The organism is Streptomyces colonosanans, from assembly GCF_001866645.1.
Taxonomy (GTDB): domain Bacteria; phylum Actinomycetota; class Actinomycetes; order Streptomycetales; family Streptomycetaceae; genus Streptomyces; species Streptomyces colonosanans.
The window spans coordinates 38201-55888 of record NZ_MLYP01000013.1 but is presented as its reverse complement, the minus strand read 5'-3'; the positions used below and the strand labels follow the sequence as shown (position 1 = coordinate 55888).

Genomic DNA, 17688 nt, shown 5'->3' with positions numbered 1-17688 from the left:
GTTCTACGCCGCGCCCGCCGGGACGCGGTCCAGGAAGCCGTGGACGGTACGGATGCGCCCGTCGTCGTCCAGCTTGATCACGTCGAAGCCGGCGACGGGCGCCGAGCCATCGGCCGCGCTCACCAGTTCCCAGGTGAAGCGGGCTATGTCGTGGTGCCCGTCGACCGTGCCGGACAGCCGGAAGGAGAACCCCGGGAACTGCGCCTGCGCTCCCGTGATCACGGCCGCGATCTGCTCGTGGCCGCTGACGTCGGCCAGCGGATCGGTGTAGCTGCCGTCCGCGGTCCAGGCGGCGGCGACTGCCTTGGTCAGCGTCTCGGGGTCACCTGCGTTCCACGCCTCGAGGTAGCGGGCAACGGCGGACTCGTAGCGGTCGTTGACTGCAGACATGGCGGATCAGCCTCCATCGAGGTCGTATGTGCTGGTCACGTGCCGGACCCGGGGGGTTGCGCCCGCCGGAAGCCGACACCGCAACCATGCCTGGACGCGGCCGAGGGCGTCGATTACCTCCCAGGTAAGGGAGTGTGCAGACGCCCGGCCGCGAGAGGCGGCTCGTTTCGGCCAGCGGCGGCCGTGAATATGCCAGGAGACTGGCTGAAACCACGTGGTGACAGAGTGTCAGGAGTGGCGATACTCGATGCACAGGGGGGTTCGGTCACGGCCGAAAAGTGCCACCACGCATTTTGGTTCGGGTCGCCCGCGTGCACGGCGGGCGAATGAAAGGCACCACGGGCCGGTCGCGGCACCGGCACGGCTATGGGGAGCGATCGTGCACGATGAATTCCTGTGTCATGTAACGGCATACGGTGTATGCGGTGGCCGGCGCATCGGCGTCCCTCTCGGGACCTATCGCGCACCCACCCTCGCCCTCGCCCTGTGGTGGATGCGTGACCGCGCCTCCTGGATCGCCGAACGACTCGACCCCGATCCGGGCAACCCCCTCTTCCCGCCGAACTCCATCGGCCCCGTCGCCGACACCGTCCCCGACGTGCCGAGCGTCCTGCGCGCCTGGTGCGGCGACGCCGACCAACAGGAAGCAATCGCCGGTGAGTTGGCCGCTGGACGGCTGGTCCGCTTCGTCACCAGCGACGACACCACCGAGTACGAACTGCTCGCGGAGTCCGTGGACGCGCTGCGCATGCAGAGGGTCGTCACCGTGCTCTCCACCCCGGCCGCCTGACCTGGCGCGGACCGGGGGACACCGCTTCTCGGCGGACCTCGCCCCGTCGGCGTACCCCTCGCGCGAGCAGTCCGCCGGCGAACCCGGTGGCCAGCCCCCACAGTGCGGCCGCCCCGAGCGCGGTCCACAGGTTCGGCTTCAGGAACAGCACGCCGGACAGTCCGCCGCCCAGGTCGCCGATGCCGATGAGCGACAGGCCGTAGTGCGCCGAGATCCGGCAGAGCAGACAGATCATGAACACGGTCAGCACCAGCGCGACCGCCATGTGCACGGCGTGCTGCCACGGCCGCATCCACGCCGGTGAGCGCACCGCCATCACGAACGCCGCGGCGAGGAGGAGCACGGCGCCCACGACCACGAGCCACCACACGCGGCCGTCGTGGGCGGCCAGCGTGCGCAGGTTCAGCGTCGCGATACCCGGCGTGCGCAGTACCTCGTCGAGCGGATGGGGCATGGGCAGCGCGAACGGCCCGTCCACGCGCCCGTGCCAGGTGGCGCCCAGACCGAGGGTGAACACCAGCCACACCAGGTTGGGCAGCCCCAGCAGAATCACTGCCAGCGTCTCGGCCGGGTGCCCGCGCGTCGCCGCCACCACCAGCGCGATGACACATCCCAAGGCCGCATAAGTGAGCAGCAGGGCCACCATGGCGTACGCGGCCGGGCGCACCGACTCCTGGAAGCGCAGCAGTCGGGCCGGCAGCGGGGCCCCGCGCGACACCAGCAGGGCGAGGAGCAGGACGCCCGCCAGCCACAGCATCCCGAACAGCACGGTGAGCGGCAGATCCGTCGTGTAACCGATCTGCGGGGAGATACCGAACAGGCTGCCGATGTCGCCGATGGTCTCGTTGCCGAGCGGGATCGCGAAGGTCTGGCGGGCCGCGAGCGCAAGTCCGATGAGAGCCGGCAGCCACAGCACGGCGATCCGGGCGGCCCAGCCCGCCAGTTCGGCCCTGCCTGCGACGGCCCGGTGCCGCAGGGGGCGCAGGAAACCCACCGCGATGACCAGTGCCCCGGCGAGCGTCACCGACAGTGGCATCACCGTCAGCCCCGCACGGGTGCCGGCGAGCGCACCGGCGTTTCCTGCCAGCCTCACGCTGCCGCCCACCGCCGCAGCGACCGAGGCCATGACCACCCGGGGAAACCCGTTGTCGGGGAGGCCGGTCGCGCCCGCCGCCCACAGCCCGAGCGCGGCGACTGCGCCCATGACGATCAGTCCGGTCAGCACCGTCACGGCGGCCTGGATCCAGCCGTGAGGGGTGAGGGGCGGACCGCCGGTGCGGGCGAAGGCCCGGTCGGGCGAGGTCGGAACACTCACAGTGCCACGCTAAGCAGCCCGCGCGCACCCCGCCTGCCGGAGGGCCCGAAATCGGCTGGCGCGAGACGGGAGCGGGGCCGATGGTGGTGCTATGACGGACATCGCCGGAGCGGATCATGGCCCGAACGTGCCAGGGGAGCGGAGTTTCGGGTGGTGGGACATGTTCGTCCACCCCGAGGACGACCCGCGCAGCGACGGCGGCTTCGTGGGGGAGCGGGACACGCTCGTCGGCTACCTCCGCGACCAGCGGCTCACGCTGGAGATGAAGTGTGCCGGGCTGGACGCCGAGGGCATGGCCCGCCGCAGCGTGGAACCCTCGAACCTGTCCCTGCTGGGGCTGGTGCGGCACCTGGCCGGGGTCGAGCAGAAGTGGTTCCGGCGGGTGATGGCCGGTCAGGACGTGCCGCGCCACTACAGCACCGACGACGATCCCGGTGGCGACTTCGACGGAGCGGTTCCCGACCCGGCCGTGGTCGCCGAGGCCTGGGAGACCTGGCGTGCCGAGGTCGCCTTCGCGGAGCGCTTCGTCGCCGAGACGCCCAGCCTCGACATCACCGGCACCAATGGCGACGAGTCGATCACCCTGCGCGAGGTCATCGTCCACATGATCGAGGAGTACGCCCGGCACAACGGCCACGCCGACTTCCTGCGCGAGCGGATCGACGGACGCGTCGGTCAGTAGCCGGGCCGCAGCGTGACCAGTTCACGGACGCAGCCGGGCGGCCCCTGCCGGGCAGCCGGGGCCAGGGCCCGGTGGTGAGAGTAATCAGTGAGGTGGTGCAGCGGGATGCGGTCGGTCACTTCTTCCTCCGTGCTGCGCGCGCCGGCGTCTTTTCCCGGGCCCCCCACAGCGTGCGCCCGTCACCGGCGGGCAGGGCAGAGCTCCGTCCAGGACCGCGGCAGCCAGAAGGACTTGCTGAAGTTCTGCGAGAACCAGTCCGGTTCGGGCGGACGCGGTCGTACATCTCGGTGACCTCGTCGAACGTCTCGCGCCCGCAGTCGACTTGGCGGCGGAGGATTCACCGAGGGCAGAATGCCGATCCCTTCCCGTGGCGCACGGTTTCCCTAGGCTGAGGGGGTGAGCAATCATGCGCCGAACGAAGCCCGCGTCATTCCGTTGCGTCCGCAGAGCGCGCCGCCCCACGGTGGCGGGGCGACCCGCACCCCGCAGCAGCCGGGGCGGACGCCACAGACCCCCGCCCCCAGGGAGCCTCTGTGGCGCGACCTGGTCGGTGATGCCCTGCGCCGTGAGCGCCTCGCCCAGGAGCGCACGCTCAAGGACGTCGCGGAGGCGGCCCGGATCTCGATGCCGTACCTGTCCGAGCTGGAGCGCGGCCGCAAGGAGGCCTCGTCCGAAGTCCTTGCGGCCGCGGCCCACGCCCTCGGCCTGGGCCTGTCCGACCTGCTCTCGCTCGCCCAGGACGAGCTGGTGCGGCACACCCGCAGCAGGGTGGGCCGAGACCGTACCCGTACCTCGCCGACGGCGCAGTACGACGGTCTGTGCCTGGCCGCCTGACCGGCTCGCGGACGTCCGGGGCCCGGCCCGCCGGGTTCAGACGAACGCGAGCCGCCGGCTCAGCACCTCGTCGGCGAGCCCGTAGGCGACGGCCTCCTCGGCGGTGAAGACCTTGTCCCGGTCCATGTCGGAGCGCAGCGTCGCCACGTCATGGTGTGTGTGCCGGGCGAGGACATCCTCCACCTGGGCGCGGATACGGATCATCTCCTTGGCCTGAAGGCTGAGGTCCGAGACCGTGCCCTGCCGTCCGCCGGCGGCCGGCTGGCCGAGCAGCACCCGGGCGTGCTGGAGCACGAACCGCCGCCCGGGGTCGCCGCCGGCCAGCAGTACCGCCGCTGTCGAGGCCGCCTGCCCGACGCAGAACGTGGAGATCGGGGCCTGGATGAACGTCATCGTGTCGTAGATCGCCATCAGCGAAGTGAACGATCCCCCGGGCGAGTTGATGTAGATCGAGATCTCCTGCTCCGGGTTCGCCGACTCCAGATGCAGGAGTTGCGCGATGACGACGTTCGCGACGCCGTCGTCGATCTCGGTGCCGAGGAAGATGATCCGCTCGGAGAGCAGTCGGCTGAAGACGTCGGAGGACCGCTCACCCTGTGCGGTCCGCTCGACGACGTACGGAACCGTGTACGAACCCATGTCACAACCCCATCCGTCGGCGCGACGCGGCCGGGCGGACGTCGGCGAGCGACTCCACGACCTGGTCCACCATCCCGTACTCCCTGGCCTGTTCGGCGGTGAACCAGCGGTCCCGGTCGCCGTCGCGCGTGATCGTCTCCTCGCTCTGCCCGGTGTGTTCGGCCGTGATCCGCTCGATGGCCTTCTTGGTGAACTCCAGGTTCTCCGCCTGGATCTCGATGTCGGCGGTGGTGCCGCCGATGCCCGCCGACGGCTGGTGCATCATGATCCGCGCGTTCGGCAGGGCGAACCGCTTGCCGCGTGTCCCCACGGTGAGCAGGAACTGGCCCATACTGGCGGCGAAGCCCATCGCCAGCGTCGACACGTCGTTGGGGATCAGTCGCATGGTGTCGTAGATGGCGAGCCCCGCGGTGACGGACCCGCCGGGGCTGTTGATGTACAGGCTGATGTCGGTGCGCGGGTCCTCCGCCGACAGCAGAAGAAGCTGGGCGCAGACGCGGTTGGCCGACACCTCGTCGACCTGCGTGCCCAGGAAGACGATTCGCTGGGCGAGTAGTTGTGCGGCGAGGTGGTCGTCAAAGCGGCTGGGCGGAGTGTCGCCCTCCTCCGCGCGGGGCGAGAGCGTGCTGAGTGGAGTCATCGGTTCTCCTCGTTGTGGCGGAATGCCGTTGACTCCACTCTTGACCCCGGACGACCCGTGGAAGCGGATTCTCTGCCCGCGGCAGATTCGCCCTGGGCAGAGCGCGGCCTCAGCCCTTCTCGCGCAACTGCCGGAAGAAGGCACGGACGTCGCCGACCAGCAGGTCGGGCTCCTCCATCGCCGCGAAGTGGCCACCCCGGTCGAACTCGGTCCAGCGCACGATGTTCTCGGTCCGCTCCGCCTTGTGCCGCAGCGGGACCTGGAGTTCGGCCGGGAAGACGGCGAGCGCGGTCGGCGCGGTCGACGGCTGCGTCGGAGCGGCGGCCCGGCCCTGGGCATGCGCTCGCTCGTAGTAGATCCGGGCGGAGGAACCGGCCGTCCCGGTCAGCCAGTACAGCATCACGTTGGTGAGCAGCCGGTCCCGGTCGACGGCCTCCTCGGGCAGCTCGTCCGAATCCGTCCACTCCTTGAACTTCTCTACGATCCAGGCGAGTTGGCCGACCGGCGAATCCGTGAGCGCGTATCCGAGCGTCTGCGGGCGGGTGGAGTGCAGGATGGCATAACCCGTCCCCTCGCGCTGCCACTCGGCCCAGCGGCGCCATGAGGTGAGCGTGTGCTCCCGCTCCTCCGGGCTCAGCGCGGCCACTTCCTCGGCGGTCGGTTCGGTGGTTTGTTGGGCGCCCGGCAGCAGGTTGAGGTGGACGCCGATCACCCGGTCCGGGTGGGCGCGGCCCAGTTCACGGGAGATCGCCGCCCCCCAGTCGCCGCCTTGCGCGCCGAAGCGCCGGTAACCGAGCCGGTCCATCAGGCGGGCCCACGCGTCGGCGACCCGGCCCGCCTCCCAGCCGGTGTCCCGGGTGGGCCCGGACAGCCCGAACCCCGGAATGCTCGGCACCACGACATGGAACGCGTCGGCGGGATCGCCCCCGTGGGCGGCTGGGTCGGCGAGCGGTCCGACGACATCGAGGAACTCGACGATCGAGCCCGGCCAGCCATGGGTGATGATCAGCGGGGTGGCGTCCGGCTCCGGGGAGCGGACGTGGGCGAAGTGGACATGCGCCCCGTCGATCTCCGTCGTGAACTGCGGCCATGCGTTCAACTGCTGCTCGGCGCCCCGCCAGTCGTAGTCGTGGCGCCAGTACCGCACGAGCTCTTGAAGATAGCCGCGGGGAACCCCGTACGCCCACCCCGCTGCGGGCGACTCGTCGGGCCAGCGGATGCGGTCGAGACGGTCGTACAGGTCGTCAAGGTCGCTCTGCGCGATGTCGATACGGAACGGCCGGATGCTGTGATCAGGTGTCGACGTCATGGTCGGGATGCTATTGCGGGGAGCGTACCCGCCGTTCGGATTATGTCGCGCACGGACCGATGAGTGCCGCCGTGCGCATCGGTCGATACAGAGGACAGCTCCCACCCGCAGGAGGCACGCATGGCCAGCGAAGGACTCACCACCTGTCTCTGGTTCGACGGCCAGGCCGAAGAGGCCGCGCACCACTACGTCTCGATCTTCAAGAATTCCAGCATCGGGCGGATCGCCCGCTACACCGAGGCCGGACCGGGCGCCGCCGGCTCCGTGATCACCGTCGACTTCGTGGCCAACGGCCACAAGTTCGTCGCGCTGAACGGCGGCCCGCAGTTCACGTTCAACGAAGCCATCTCCTTCCAGATCCACTGCGACGACCAGGAAGAGGCCGACTACTACTGGACCAGGCTCATCGAGGGCGGCGGCGAGCCGGGCCCGTGCGGCTGGCTCAAGGACAAGTACGGCGTGTCCTGGCAGGTCGTCCCGAAGGCGCTCATCGAGATGATCGGAGACCCGGACCCCGAGAAGGCGGCCCGCACCACCCGGGCGATGCTCTCGATGAGCAAGCTCGACATCGCCGCCCTGGAGAAGGCGTACGCGGGCGACTGACCTGTGCCGCAGACCGAAGCCCGGGGCCCGAAGCCCGGGGCCCGAAGCCCGGGGCCCGAAGCCCGGGGCCCGCAGACCGAAGCCCGGGGCCCGAAGCCCGGGGCCCGAAGCCCGGGGCCCGCAGACCGAAGCCCGGGGCCCGGGCCCGCGGACTCTGGCCTTCCGGTCCGGTGCTCGGCTGCGACGCGGCACGAGCCCCGGACCGGATTCCCCGGCCGGCATCCAGCGCAGCCCCCTGAACACCGCATCGCCCCCATGGGCCCGGGCAGGCGGGCGAGCCGAACAAAACCGGACGAGCCGGCCTGGCCGATGGGGCTGCGCGAGCGACGCGGAAGCGCTGTAATTGCACCGTGGGGAGTGCGGACGCTGCGGGACGCAGATCGAGGACGCTGCGAGCCGAACTTGCCCTCAAGACGCTCACCGCGGGCCTCGAGCCCCGCGATCGTCTGCGCCGGGTCCTCGAGCAGGCGCTTGTTTTCACCGCGGCGACCCTCGCCGCCGTCTACACCGCGGACGAGGACGCCGACCAGCTGTGCCTCGCCGAGTCGGTCGGCGTGCCGAGAGCGCTGTACGGGCTGCGCGACACCTACCCCCTCTCCGGCGGAGCACCCCCGGCCAAGGTGCACCGCTCCCAGCGGCCCCTGTGGCTCACCCCGGAGGACCTGAGCCGCTGCGCCGACGCCCGACGGCTGCCTGCCGGGGACTTCTCCCTGGGCGTACTGCCGCTGCGCAACGGCGGATGCCTGACCGCCGTCAGCGACAACCCGGACGGCTTCGACGCCGAGGACCGCGAGTGCCTGCAGCGCCTGGCCGACGCCGTCACCGGCCCCGAGCCGGTCCCGGCCGACACCGGTGAGCTACCCGGCAGCGCCTTCAGCCTCGCCGTGGACTCCGGCCGCGTCGAGGTCGACGACGAGACGCTGGACCTGCTGGGCATCGCCCCGGACGACTTCGACGGCAGCATCGAGACCCTGCTCGCCCATACCGTGCCGGAGGACCTGCCCTCACTGATGTCCGTCGTCGAGGCCGACCACATGTCCATCGGCGACCGGGAACTCGAATTCCGCATCCTCCAGCCCTCCGGCGAGCCGAGATGGCTGCGGCTGCGCGGGCGCCTGCTGCCCGCGGAGGAGGGCCGCCCCGCGCGGCTCGTCGGCACGGTCGCCGATGCCTCGAAGGCGCGCCCCGCCGTCAGCGACGTCACCCGCGTCCAGCGGCTCGCCGCGGCCCTCTCCACCGCGGGCACCGTCCGCGAGGTCAGCCGGGCCGTGGTCACGGCCCTGCGCACACCGCTGCAGGCCGACCGCATCGCCCTCGCCGAGCTGGAGGCCGACCGGCTCGTCGTCACCATCCTGGACCCGCCCGAACCGGAGGCATGGCCCGAGCTGTGGCGCGCCGAGTGGCGTTCGGAGTGGCCCGACGCGCCCGTACTGGCCATGCCGACGCTCGCCGCCGCGCTGCGCGAAGGCCGTGCCGCGGTCCGGTCCGCCGGTACACACCTGGAGCCCGCGCTCGCGGAGGTCGGCCCCGGCGGTCTCGCCGTGCTGCCGCTGCCCGCGGGTGGGCGCACGGCGGGGGCCTGCCTGATCGGCTGGGACAGCCCGCACGACTTCGGGCCCGACGAACGCGCCCTGCTCACCGCCGTGGCGGGTCTGGCCGGGCAGGCGTTGGTGCGCGCCCGCGCCTTCGACGCCGAGCACGAACTGGTCGGCATGCTCCAGCGCGCCCTCCTCCCGCGCCGTCTGCCCCGGCTGCCGGGTGCCGCCGCCGTGGCCCGCTATCTGCCCACCACCGCGGACCTGGAACTCGGCGGCGACTGGTACGACGTGATCCCGCTGCCCGACAACCACGTCGCCCTCCTCATCGGCGACGTCCAGGGCCACAGCGCCGGCGCCGCCACCCTGATGGGCCAGATGCGCACCGCTCTGCGCGCCTACGCCGTCGAGGGCCACCCCCCGGACGTCGTCGTCTCGCACGCCAACCGCCTCCTCATGGACATGGAGTCAGACCTCTTCGCCACCTGCTGCTATGTCGACGTCGACATGGAGGAGGGCCTCGCCTGGTACGTCCGCGCCGGACACCCGCCGCCCGTACTGAGGTACCCGGACGGCAGCACGGAGATCACCGAGTCGGAGGGCGGACCGCCACTCGGAGTCATCGCCGAGGCCGACTTCCCGATCAACCAGCTGCGGCTGCAGCCCGGCACCCTCGTCGCCCTGACCACGGACGGCCTGGTCGAATCCGCCGAGCTCGACATCGAAGTCGGTCTCGCACGCCTGGCCGACGGCCTGTCCGCCGCCGACCCCGAGCACCTCGGGCTCGTCGCGGACGCCCTGCTCGCCGGGGCCAACCGCAACGACGACGTGGCCCTCCTCCTCGTGCGCTACGACGGCATGGCGGTGCGCCCGCTGCGCGAGAGCTGGACGGTGTGGCGCGTCCCCGAGGCGGTCCGGCACGCCCGCCGCTTCACCCGGCGCACGCTGCGCGCCTGGGGCGTGAGGGAGGAACCCGACACGGCACTGCTCGTCGTCTCCGAACTCGTCACCAACGCCCTCGTCCACACCGACGGCCGGGTCCGCCTCGACCTCACCCTGCTCAACCACCGGCTGCGCATCGCGGTCGCCGACTCCTCACCACGGACGCCGGTCAAGCCACCGAGCATCGGCTGGGAGGCGACCGGCGGCCGCGGCATCCTCCTCGTCGAGGCCATGTCCGCCTCGTGGGGAGCACTCCCGGTCAGCGGCGGCAAACAGGTATGGGCAGACGTGATCCTGGATCCGGCGGCCACCTGACGCCGGTGCCTGCGCCGGCCGCCCTGGCACGGCTGCCCACCCGCCAGGGCCGGCCCGCCCGAACGGCTCAGGCACGCCGGTAACGGCGAACGACGAGGTACACCACAGCGGCCGCCGCCACCACTGCCGCAACCGGGCCCGCGAGCCGCTTGGCCACCGGAGCGCCCGCGGTGCGCAGCAGATCGATGGACTCGGCGGGCGCGGCCCGGCCGGCGGCGGCCGTCGCGGGCTCGGCCCGTGCCGACGCAGCCTGCTCGTCCAGCCGCTGCGCCAGACAGTCCGCGAACTGACCGACCAGCTTGTCGCCGACCTCCGCCAGCACACCACGACCGAACTGCGCCGGACGGCCCGTCACGGTCAGATCGGTGCGTACCGAGACGGTCGTACCACCGCCGTCCAGGGGTGCGAGGGTGCCCGTCACCGTGGCCCGCGCGGTGCCCTGCCCCCGGGTCTCCTTGCCGTTGGCGGTCAGCACCATCCGGTGCACCGCCTCGTCCTGCTCTTCGAACACCGCGGTGCCCCGGTAGGTGACCGTGACCGGGCCGACCTTCACCTTCACCGACCCGGTCACGGTCTTGCCGTCGTACTCGTCGACCGTCGCGCCCGGCATGCACGGTGCGATCCGCTCGATGTCGAGCAGCGTCCGCCAAGCCTCCTCGACGGGGACCGGGACCGTGAACTCGTGGTGCAACTCCACTGTTTCCTCCTCAGAGCGATTCAGGACCGGACAGGTGGATCGCCCCCGCCGTCGCCGTCAGCGGAGCCCCGCTGCCGCCCCACCGCAGCGACACGATCTCGGCGGCGACGGACACCGCGACCTCCTCGGGCGTCCGTGCCCCGAGGTCCAGGCCGATCGGCGAGCGCAGCCGGGCGAGTTCCGGCTCCGACAGCCCGGCCTCGCACAGCCGCTGCATCCGGTCGTCGTGGGTGCGGCGGCTGCCCATCGCCCCGATGTACGCGGCCGGCCGGCGCAGCGCTTCCTCCAGCAGAGGGACGTCGAACTTCGGATCGTGGGTCAGTACGCAGATCACCGTGCGCTCGTCGGTGACGGTGCCCCGTAGATAGCGGTGCGGCCAGTCCACCACCACCTCCACGCCCTCGGGGAAGCGTTTCGGGGTGGCGAAGACCGGGCGGGCGTCGCACACCGTGACCCGGTAGCCGAGGAAGTCGCCGATCCGGGCGACCGCCGCCGCGTAGTCGATGGCGCCGAAGACCAGCATCCGCGGAGGCGGCGCGAAGGAGTGCAGGAACACGGTGACGACGTCCTCGCGCCGCTCGCCGTGCGGGCCGTAGTGCCGCTGCCCGGTGGCGCCCAGCGCGAGTTCACCGCGCGCGTCGGCGGTGACCGCCACGTCCAGACCCGTGGAGCCGAGCGATCCCGACACCTCCTCGGGCCACACGGCGAGCGAGGCCCCGCGGGGCGCGGGACCGTCGATCACCGTCGCCACGGTCACCGGACGCCCGTCGGCCACCGAATCGGCCACCGCTCCGAACGAGACGTCCTCCCCGGGCGTCACCCGGCGCACCAGCAGCGTGATCTCGCCCCCGCAGGTGAGCCCCACCGCGAACGCGTCCTCGTCGCTGTATCCGAAGGTCGCAAGGCGGGCCTCGCCCGACTCCACGACCTCCTGGGCGAGTTCGAACACCGCGCCCTCCACACAGCCGCCGGAGACGCTGCCCACCACCTCGTCACCGGGACCGACGGCCATCGCCGCCCCCGGACCGCGCGGCGCGCTGCGGCTGACCGCGACGACGGTGGCCAGCCCGAACGGGGCACCCGCCGCGTACCACTGGCGCAGCGCCGGGAGGATCTCACGCATCTCGGGCTCCCTCGGTCACGGCTGTGCTCCTCTCGACTCGCCTCGTACCACCGCCGCAAGACGCTCCAGCGCGGCCAGGCTGTGCCCCTCGACGAACGCGTCCACACTCGGCAGCGCCGCCGCCATGCCGGCGGCCAGCGGCGCGTAACCGGGGCGCGCCTTGCGCGGATTGGCCCAGACGACCCGGTGCGCAAGCCGGTGCAGCCGGCGCATCTGACCCGCGAGCAGGGCCGGATCGCCGCGCTCCCAGCCGTCCGACAGCACCACCACGACAGCGCCGCGCGCCATGCCCCGCTGCCCCCACCGGTCGAGGAAGGCGCGCAGCAGTTCGCCGAGCCGGGTGCCCCCGCGCCAGTCGGGCACAGCCTCCGCGACCGCCGCCAGGGCCGCCTCGGGATCCCGGTGCGCCAGCTCGCGGGTCACCCTGGTCAGCCGGGTGCCGATGGTGAACACCTCGGTCCGGCCGCCGCGCACGGCCGCGTGCGCGAAGCGCAGCAGCGCGTCCGCGTACGGGGACATGGAGCCGCTGACGTCCACCAGCAGAACGACACGCCGGGGCCGGTCGGTGCGGGCGTGCCGCCGCGGGCGCGCGGGCTCGCCGCCGCGTCGCAGCATCTCCCGTACGGTGCGCCGCGGATCGACGTTCCCGCGCCGGGCCGGATGGCGCCGCGCCGTACGCCGTACCTCGCCGCGCAGCGTGAACGCCGTCAGCAGCCGCCGCAGTTGCTGCCGCTCGGCCGCGGACAGCCCGGCGAAGTCACGGTGGCGCAGGACCTCGGTGCGGCTGGCCAGTGCGGGAGTCGCCAGGGCGTTCTCGGCCCGGGTGGCCGTCCCCGGGGCGGGGCCCAGGTCCCGGACGGCCGCCCGCAGGCGCGGCGGCACGACCCGGCCGTTGCCGTGGACCGGGGCGCCCTCGAAGTAGGCGGCGAAGACGCGCTCGTAGCGCTCCAGGTCGTCCAGGCCCGCGCACAGCGTGAGCCGTCCCGCCCAGTACACGTCGCAGCGGACCCCGGGCCGCAGCGCGTCGAGCGCGCGCAGGAAGACCTGGACGCGGTCCGGTCCGGCGTCGACGCCCGCCGCGCGCAGGGCGCGGGCGAACCCGACGAGCACGGCGGGCGGGTCGACGTCCATGTCACACCCCGCGCGCCGCGAGGATCGCCGACAGGTCGAGCCCACGTGCACGCTCCATGTCCTCCCGGTACTTCAGCACCGACCCCAGCGTGGCCACCGCCAGCTCCGCGTCCACCTCAGTGGCGCCCAGGGCGTCCAGCGCCTGGGCCCAGTCGATCGTCTCCGCGACACCCGGCGGCTTCACCAGGTCCTCGGCGCGCAGCGCCTGCACCAGGGCGGTGACCTGCTCGGTCAGCCGGGCCGCCACCTGCGGCAGCCTCCGCCGGACGATGGCGAGTTCCCGCGCGAAGCCGGGATGGTCGAACCAGTGGTAGAGGCAGCGGCGCTTGAGCGCGTCGTGCACCTCCCGCGTGCGGTTCGATGTCAGTACCACTATGGGCGGCACCTCGGCGCGCAGCGTGCCCAGTTCGGGAATGGTGACCGAGAACTCCGACAGCAGCTCCAGCAGGAACGCCTCGAACTCGTCGTCGGCGCGGTCGATCTCGTCCACCAGCAGCACACAGGGATGTGTCTCCAGGGCCTTCAGCAGCGGGCGGGCGATGAGGAACCGGCGGTCGTACAGTTCGCCCTCCAGCCGGTCCGGATCCCTGACCCCGGCCGCCTCCGCCGCCCGCAGATGCAGCAGTTGACGCGGGAAGTCCCAGTCGTACAGGGCCTGGGAGGCGTCGATGCCCTCGTAGCACTGCAGCCGGATCAGCGGGGCGCCGAGCGCCTCGGCGAGGGCGGACGCGAGCGCGGTCTTGCCCACGCCCGCGTCGCCCTCGCAGAAGACCGGCCGGTGCAGCCTGAGCGCCAGGAAGCAGGCGACGGCCAGCCCTTCGTCGACGAGGTACCCCGTCTTCTCCAGGCGTTCCCGTACCTCTTCGGGCCCTTTCAAGCCGTCACTCCCCTCCGGCCGCGGCCAGCACCGCCCGCCGGGTGAGCACCCGGGCGAGATGGGCGCGGTACTCGGGCGTGCCCGACGGGTCCGAGGAGGGGCGGGTGCCCTCGGCCGCCGACGCGGCGGCCCGGGCGACGGCGTCCGCCGCCGCCGGGGCCCCGGCGAGTGCCGCCTCGGACGCCGCGGCCCGCAGCGGTGTCGCGCCCATGTTGGTCAGCCCGATCCGTGCCTCGGCGATGTGCCCGTTGTCGCGCCGTACGAGCGCCGCCACGCCGACCACTGCCCAGGCCTGGGCGACCCGGTTGAACTTCTCGTAGTGGAAGCCCCAGCCGTACCTCTTCGGGACCCGCACCTCCACGAGCAGTTCGTCGGGCCGCAGCGCGGTCTGCAGGTAGTCGACGAAGAACTCCCGGGCCGCGATGGTCCGCCGCCCCTGCGGTCCCACCGCGACCAGCTCGGCGTCCAGGGCGAGTGCCACCGCCGGCAGATCACCGGCCGGATCGGCGTGTGCGAGCGAGCCCCCGAGGGTGCCGCGATGCCGTACGGCCGGGTCGGCGACCGTGCGCGTGGCCGCCGCGAGCAGCCCCGTGTACCGGCCCACCAGCGGATCCCGGATGACGTCGTGGTGCGTGGTCAGCGCGCCGATCACCAGGGTGTCGCCGTCCTCGCGCACCCCGCTCAGTCCGGGGATCCGGCCGACGTCCACGACGAGTTCGGGGAAGGCGAGCCTGAGGCGCAGCAGCGGCAGCAGGCTCTGCCCGCCGGCCAGCACCTTCGCTTCGTCGCCCGCCTCGGCGAGCGTCCGCACCGCTTCGTCGACGCTCGTCGGTCGCGCGTATTCGAATGCCGGGGGAATCATGCCGATGCCTCCTTCAGGGCCTGCCAGACCCGCCCGGGTGTACAGGGCATCGCCACCTCGGTGACGCCCAGTGGACGCAGCGCGTCGACGATCGCGTTCACGACCGCCGGCGTGGCGGCGATGGTCCCGGCCTCGCCGACGCCCTTGGCGCCCAGCGGGTTGGAGGTGGCGGGCGTCTCGGTGCGGTCCGTCACGAAGTCGGGCAGGTCCACGGCCGACGGCACGAGGTAGTCGGCCATGGTGCCCGACACAAGGTTGCCCTCGTCGTCGTACACCGCCTCCTCGTACAGGGCCTGCGCGATGCCCTGGGCGATGCCGCCGTGCACCTGTCCCTCGACGATCAGCGGATTGACGACCCGGCCGACGTCGTCGACGCACACATACGACCGGATCGTCGTCCGCCCGGTCTCCGTGTCCACCTCGACCGCGCACAGATGGGTGCCGTGCGGATAGGAGAAGTTCTCCGGGTCCATGACGTGCTCGGCGTTGATGGTGGGCTCCATGCCGTCGGGCAGGTCGTGCGAGGAGAACGTCGCGAGGGCGATCTCCTGGATCGTGGTGCGTGCCTCGGGCGAGCCCTTGACCGAGAACACCCCGCCCGCGAACTCCAGGTCGTCCTCACTGGCCTCCAGCAGGTGCGCAGCGACCTTCCGGGCCTTGGCCACCACCTTCACCGCGGCCTGGTGCACGGCCGCCCCGCCGACGACCAGCGACCGCGACCCGTAGGTGTCCATGCCCTGCGGTGCCGCCTTCGTGTCGCCGTGCACGACCTCCACGTCGTCGAACGACACGCCCAGTACGTCGGCGGCGATCTGGCTCCAGGACGTCACATGCCCCTGCCCGTGCGGGCTGGTACCGGTGACCACCTCGACCTTGCCGGTGGGCAGCATGCGGATGCTCGCCGCCTCCCAGCCGCCGGCCCCGTACCGCAGGTCGCCCAGGACACGGCTCGGGGCGAGCCCGCACATCTCCGTGTACGTCGACACCCCGATGCCGAGCCGCACCGTGTCGCCGCGTTCGTTGCGTTTCTGCTGCTCGGCGCGCAGGTCGTCGTACCCGAACAGCGCGAGCGCCTTGTCCGTCGCCGCCTCGTAGTTGCCGCTGTCGTAGGTCAGACCCGCCACCGACGGGTAGGGGAACTCCTCGTGCCGGATCCAGTTGCGACGCCTCAACTCCACGGGATCCAGGTCGAGTTCTACGGCCAGCTCGTCCATGATCCGTTCGATGGCGTACGTCGCCTCCGGGCGCCCCGCGCCCCGGTAGGCGTCGGTCGGCGTGCGGGTCGTGAACACGCCGGTGCAGGTGAAATCGTAGGCGTCCATCTTGTAGATCCCCGGGTACATGAACGCGCCGAGGATCGGGACGCCGGGGGTGACGAGCATCAGGTACGCGCCCATGTCGGCCAGCAGGTCCACCTTCAGCCCGAGCAACTTCCCCTCGCGGGTCGCCGCGATCTCGACGTCCTGGATCATGCCCCGGCCGTGGTGGGTGGCGAGATAGCCCTCGGAGCGGGACTCGGTCCACTTCACGGGGCGTCCCAGGCGGCGCGCCACGGTGAGGGCGATGGCCTCCTCGCCGTACACCTGGAGTTTGGAGCCGAAGCCGCCGCCCACGTCGGGGGCGATCACGCGCAGCTTGTGCTCGGGGACACCGGTGACCATGGCGAGCATGATCCGCAGGATGTGCGGGATCTGCGTGGCCGAGTAGACGGTGTACTCGCCGGAGGCGGGCAGCGGGGTGACCACGACGGCGCGTGGCTCCATCGCGTTGGGGATCAGACGCTGTTGCAGATAGCGCCGCTTGAGGACGACGTCGGCGCGCTCCTTCACGCTCGCGTAGTCCTCTCCGGTGGCCAGCGGCCAGACGTAGCAGCGGTTGGTGCCCTTGTCGGCGTGGACCAGCGGGGCGTCCTCGGCGAGCGAGGCCTCCAGGTCGAGCACCGGCGGAAGCGGCGTGTAGTCGACCTCGATCGCCTCCAGTGCGTCGGCGGCCGCGTACCGGTCGCGGGCCACGACGACCGCCACGGGATCCCCCGCGTAGCGCACCTCGTCCACGGCGAGCGGCGGATGGTCGGGCAGCACGATGTCCTCGGTCACCGGCCAGGCGCACGGGAGCGACCCCAGCCCCTCGGCGAGGTCGCGCCCGCTGAACGCCGCGACGACACCGGGACGTTCGAGCGCCGGGGAGACGTCGACCCGGTCGACGCGGGCATGGGCCATGGGGCTGCGCAGGATCGCGAGGTGCAGCAGCCCGGTCACCTGGATGTTGTCGGTCCAGGTGGTCTGCCCGGTGACGAGCCGGGCGTCCTCCTTGCGCAGCCGGGCCCGGCCGACCTCCCGCTCGGTGGCCCCGGTCATGATGCGACCTCCTGCCCGGAGGCGGCCAGGACGGCGCGGACGATGTTCTGGTAACCGGTGCACCGGCAGAGGTTGCCCTCCAGAGCGTGCCGCACCTCGTCCGGGGTCGGGACGGGGTTCTCGCGGAGCAGATCCCGGGCCGCCATGATCATGCCGGGTGTGCAGTAGCCGCACTGCAACGCGTGCCGTTCGTGGAACGCCTTCTGCAGCGGATGCCACTCGCCGCCCTGGGCGAGCCCCTGGATGGTGGTCACTGCGCTCCCGTCGGCCTGGACGGCGAGCACCGAGCAGCTCTTGACGGTCTCCCCGTCGAGATCGACTGTGCAGGCGCCGCAGTTGGAGGTGTCGCAGCCGACGGGGGTTCCCGTGAGACCCAGACGGTCCCGCAGATAGTGGACCAGGAGGAGGCGCGGCTCGACCTCGTCCTCGTACGTGGTGCCGTCCACCTTCACCGAAATACGGGTCATGTGCCCTCCCAGAGAGCCAGGTGAGGGGTGCAGTCAGTTTACGTGACGTGCGTCACTGTAGGGCCGGGCGTCGGGACGCGGCGAGTGGCGCGACAGGATCGGTTGAGCGTTCATGCGTTGCCGTGCCCCTGTCAGCGCAGTCAACGAGCACCCGCCCGGACAGGTCACGCATTCGGTACC

General features: G+C 72.0%; 18 protein-coding genes. 5 read left to right on the top strand and 13 right to left on the bottom strand.

Annotated elements, in window-relative coordinates; translation table 11 throughout:
- Positions 1-3: 3 nt before the first annotated feature.
- On the bottom strand, positions 4-390 hold the full coding sequence (locus tag BIV24_RS05955) for a nuclear transport factor 2 family protein (protein ID WP_071365090.1): 387 nt from the start codon (positions 388-390) through the stop codon (positions 4-6).
- A 379-nt stretch (positions 391-769) separates the two neighbouring features.
- On the opposite strand from BIV24_RS05955, the gene BIV24_RS05950 reads away from it, so the two are divergent.
- Positions 770-1180: a hypothetical protein gene (locus BIV24_RS05950; RefSeq protein ID WP_071365089.1), complete on the top strand. Its 411-nt coding sequence runs from the start codon at positions 770-772 to the stop codon at positions 1178-1180.
- Here BIV24_RS05950 and BIV24_RS05945 read toward each other — a convergent pair.
- Positions 1152-2495: a streptophobe family protein gene (locus tag BIV24_RS05945; protein ID WP_071365088.1), complete on the bottom strand. Its 1344-nt coding sequence runs from the start codon at positions 2493-2495 to the stop codon at positions 1152-1154. The genes BIV24_RS05950 and BIV24_RS05945 overlap by 29 nt on opposite strands.
- Positions 2496-2655: 160 nt before the next feature.
- Between BIV24_RS05945 and BIV24_RS05940 the strand changes: the two genes are divergently transcribed.
- The gene (locus tag BIV24_RS05940) at positions 2656-3177 is read left to right on the top strand and encodes a DinB family protein (protein ID WP_079168037.1); all 522 of its coding nucleotides are present in this window, start codon (positions 2656-2658) and stop codon (positions 3175-3177) included.
- Here BIV24_RS05940 and BIV24_RS35955 read toward each other — a convergent pair.
- Complete coding sequence (locus BIV24_RS35955) at positions 3171-3296, bottom strand: hypothetical protein (protein ID WP_281247699.1); 126 nt, start codon at positions 3294-3296, stop codon at positions 3171-3173. The genes BIV24_RS05940 and BIV24_RS35955 overlap by 7 nt on opposite strands.
- Positions 3297-3573: 277 nt before the next feature.
- On the opposite strand from BIV24_RS35955, the gene BIV24_RS05935 reads away from it, so the two are divergent.
- The gene (locus BIV24_RS05935; protein WP_071365087.1) at positions 3574-4011 is read left to right on the top strand and encodes a helix-turn-helix domain-containing protein; all 438 of its coding nucleotides are present in this window, start codon (positions 3574-3576) and stop codon (positions 4009-4011) included.
- Between the two features lie 36 nt (positions 4012-4047).
- Here BIV24_RS05935 and BIV24_RS05930 read toward each other — a convergent pair whose 3' ends face one another.
- The 3 genes from BIV24_RS05930 to BIV24_RS05920 all read right to left on the bottom strand — a co-directional run bounded on the left by BIV24_RS05930 (position 4048) and on the right by BIV24_RS05920 (position 6599).
- The gene (locus BIV24_RS05930; protein ID WP_071365086.1) at positions 4048-4650 is read right to left on the bottom strand and encodes a ClpP family protease; all 603 of its coding nucleotides are present in this window, start codon (positions 4648-4650) and stop codon (positions 4048-4050) included.
- A gap of 1 nt (position 4651) precedes the next feature.
- The gene (locus tag BIV24_RS05925) at positions 4652-5290 is read right to left on the bottom strand and encodes a ClpP family protease (protein WP_071365085.1); all 639 of its coding nucleotides are present in this window, start codon (positions 5288-5290) and stop codon (positions 4652-4654) included.
- Positions 5291-5399: 109 nt separating this feature from the next.
- On the bottom strand, positions 5400-6599 hold the full coding sequence (locus BIV24_RS05920; RefSeq protein ID WP_071365084.1) for an epoxide hydrolase family protein: 1200 nt from the start codon (positions 6597-6599) through the stop codon (positions 5400-5402).
- Between the two features lie 120 nt (positions 6600-6719).
- Here BIV24_RS05920 and BIV24_RS05915 point away from each other — a divergent pair, with 120 nt between their 5' ends.
- Together BIV24_RS05915 and BIV24_RS05910 are read left to right on the top strand one after the other, a co-directional pair.
- Complete coding sequence (locus BIV24_RS05915; protein ID WP_071365083.1) at positions 6720-7202, top strand: VOC family protein; 483 nt, start codon at positions 6720-6722, stop codon at positions 7200-7202.
- A gap of 350 nt (positions 7203-7552) precedes the next feature.
- Positions 7553-9994, top strand: a complete 2442-nt coding sequence (locus tag BIV24_RS05910; protein WP_071365082.1) for a SpoIIE family protein phosphatase — start codon at positions 7553-7555, stop codon at positions 9992-9994.
- A gap of 67 nt (positions 9995-10061) precedes the next feature.
- Here the strand turns inward: BIV24_RS05910 and BIV24_RS05905 are convergent, their stop codons facing one another.
- From BIV24_RS05905 to BIV24_RS05875, 7 genes are read right to left on the bottom strand one after another with little or no spacing between them, the layout of a single operon-like run.
- Entirely contained in the window at positions 10062-10691 is a 630-nt protein-coding gene (locus BIV24_RS05905) for an SRPBCC family protein (protein WP_071365081.1), read from the bottom strand.
- Between the two features lie 10 nt (positions 10692-10701).
- Positions 10702-11814 carry an XdhC family protein gene (locus BIV24_RS05900; RefSeq protein WP_071365080.1) on the bottom strand — a complete coding sequence of 371 codons (1113 nt, stop codon included), beginning with the start codon at positions 11812-11814 and terminating at the stop codon, positions 10702-10704.
- Positions 11815-11829: 15 nt separating this feature from the next.
- The gene (locus BIV24_RS05895; protein ID WP_071365079.1) at positions 11830-12945 is read right to left on the bottom strand and encodes a vWA domain-containing protein; all 1116 of its coding nucleotides are present in this window, start codon (positions 12943-12945) and stop codon (positions 11830-11832) included.
- 1 nt (position 12946) lies between these two features.
- Entirely contained in the window at positions 12947-13822 is an 876-nt protein-coding gene (locus BIV24_RS05890; protein WP_071365078.1) for an AAA family ATPase, read from the bottom strand.
- 4 nt (positions 13823-13826) lie between these two features.
- Positions 13827-14684, bottom strand: coding sequence for an FAD binding domain-containing protein (locus tag BIV24_RS05885; RefSeq protein ID WP_071365077.1), 858 nt, complete (start codon positions 14682-14684; stop codon positions 13827-13829).
- Entirely contained in the window at positions 14681-17041 is a 2361-nt protein-coding gene (locus BIV24_RS05880) for a xanthine dehydrogenase family protein molybdopterin-binding subunit (protein ID WP_071365076.1), read from the bottom strand. Before BIV24_RS05880 ends, BIV24_RS05885 begins: the two co-directional genes overlap by 4 nt.
- Positions 17038-17508 carry a (2Fe-2S)-binding protein gene (locus BIV24_RS05875; RefSeq protein WP_071365075.1) on the bottom strand — a complete coding sequence of 157 codons (471 nt, stop codon included), beginning with the start codon at positions 17506-17508 and terminating at the stop codon, positions 17038-17040. The genes BIV24_RS05880 and BIV24_RS05875 overlap by 4 nt, the downstream gene beginning before the upstream one ends.
- Positions 17509-17688: the final 180 nt, after the last annotated feature.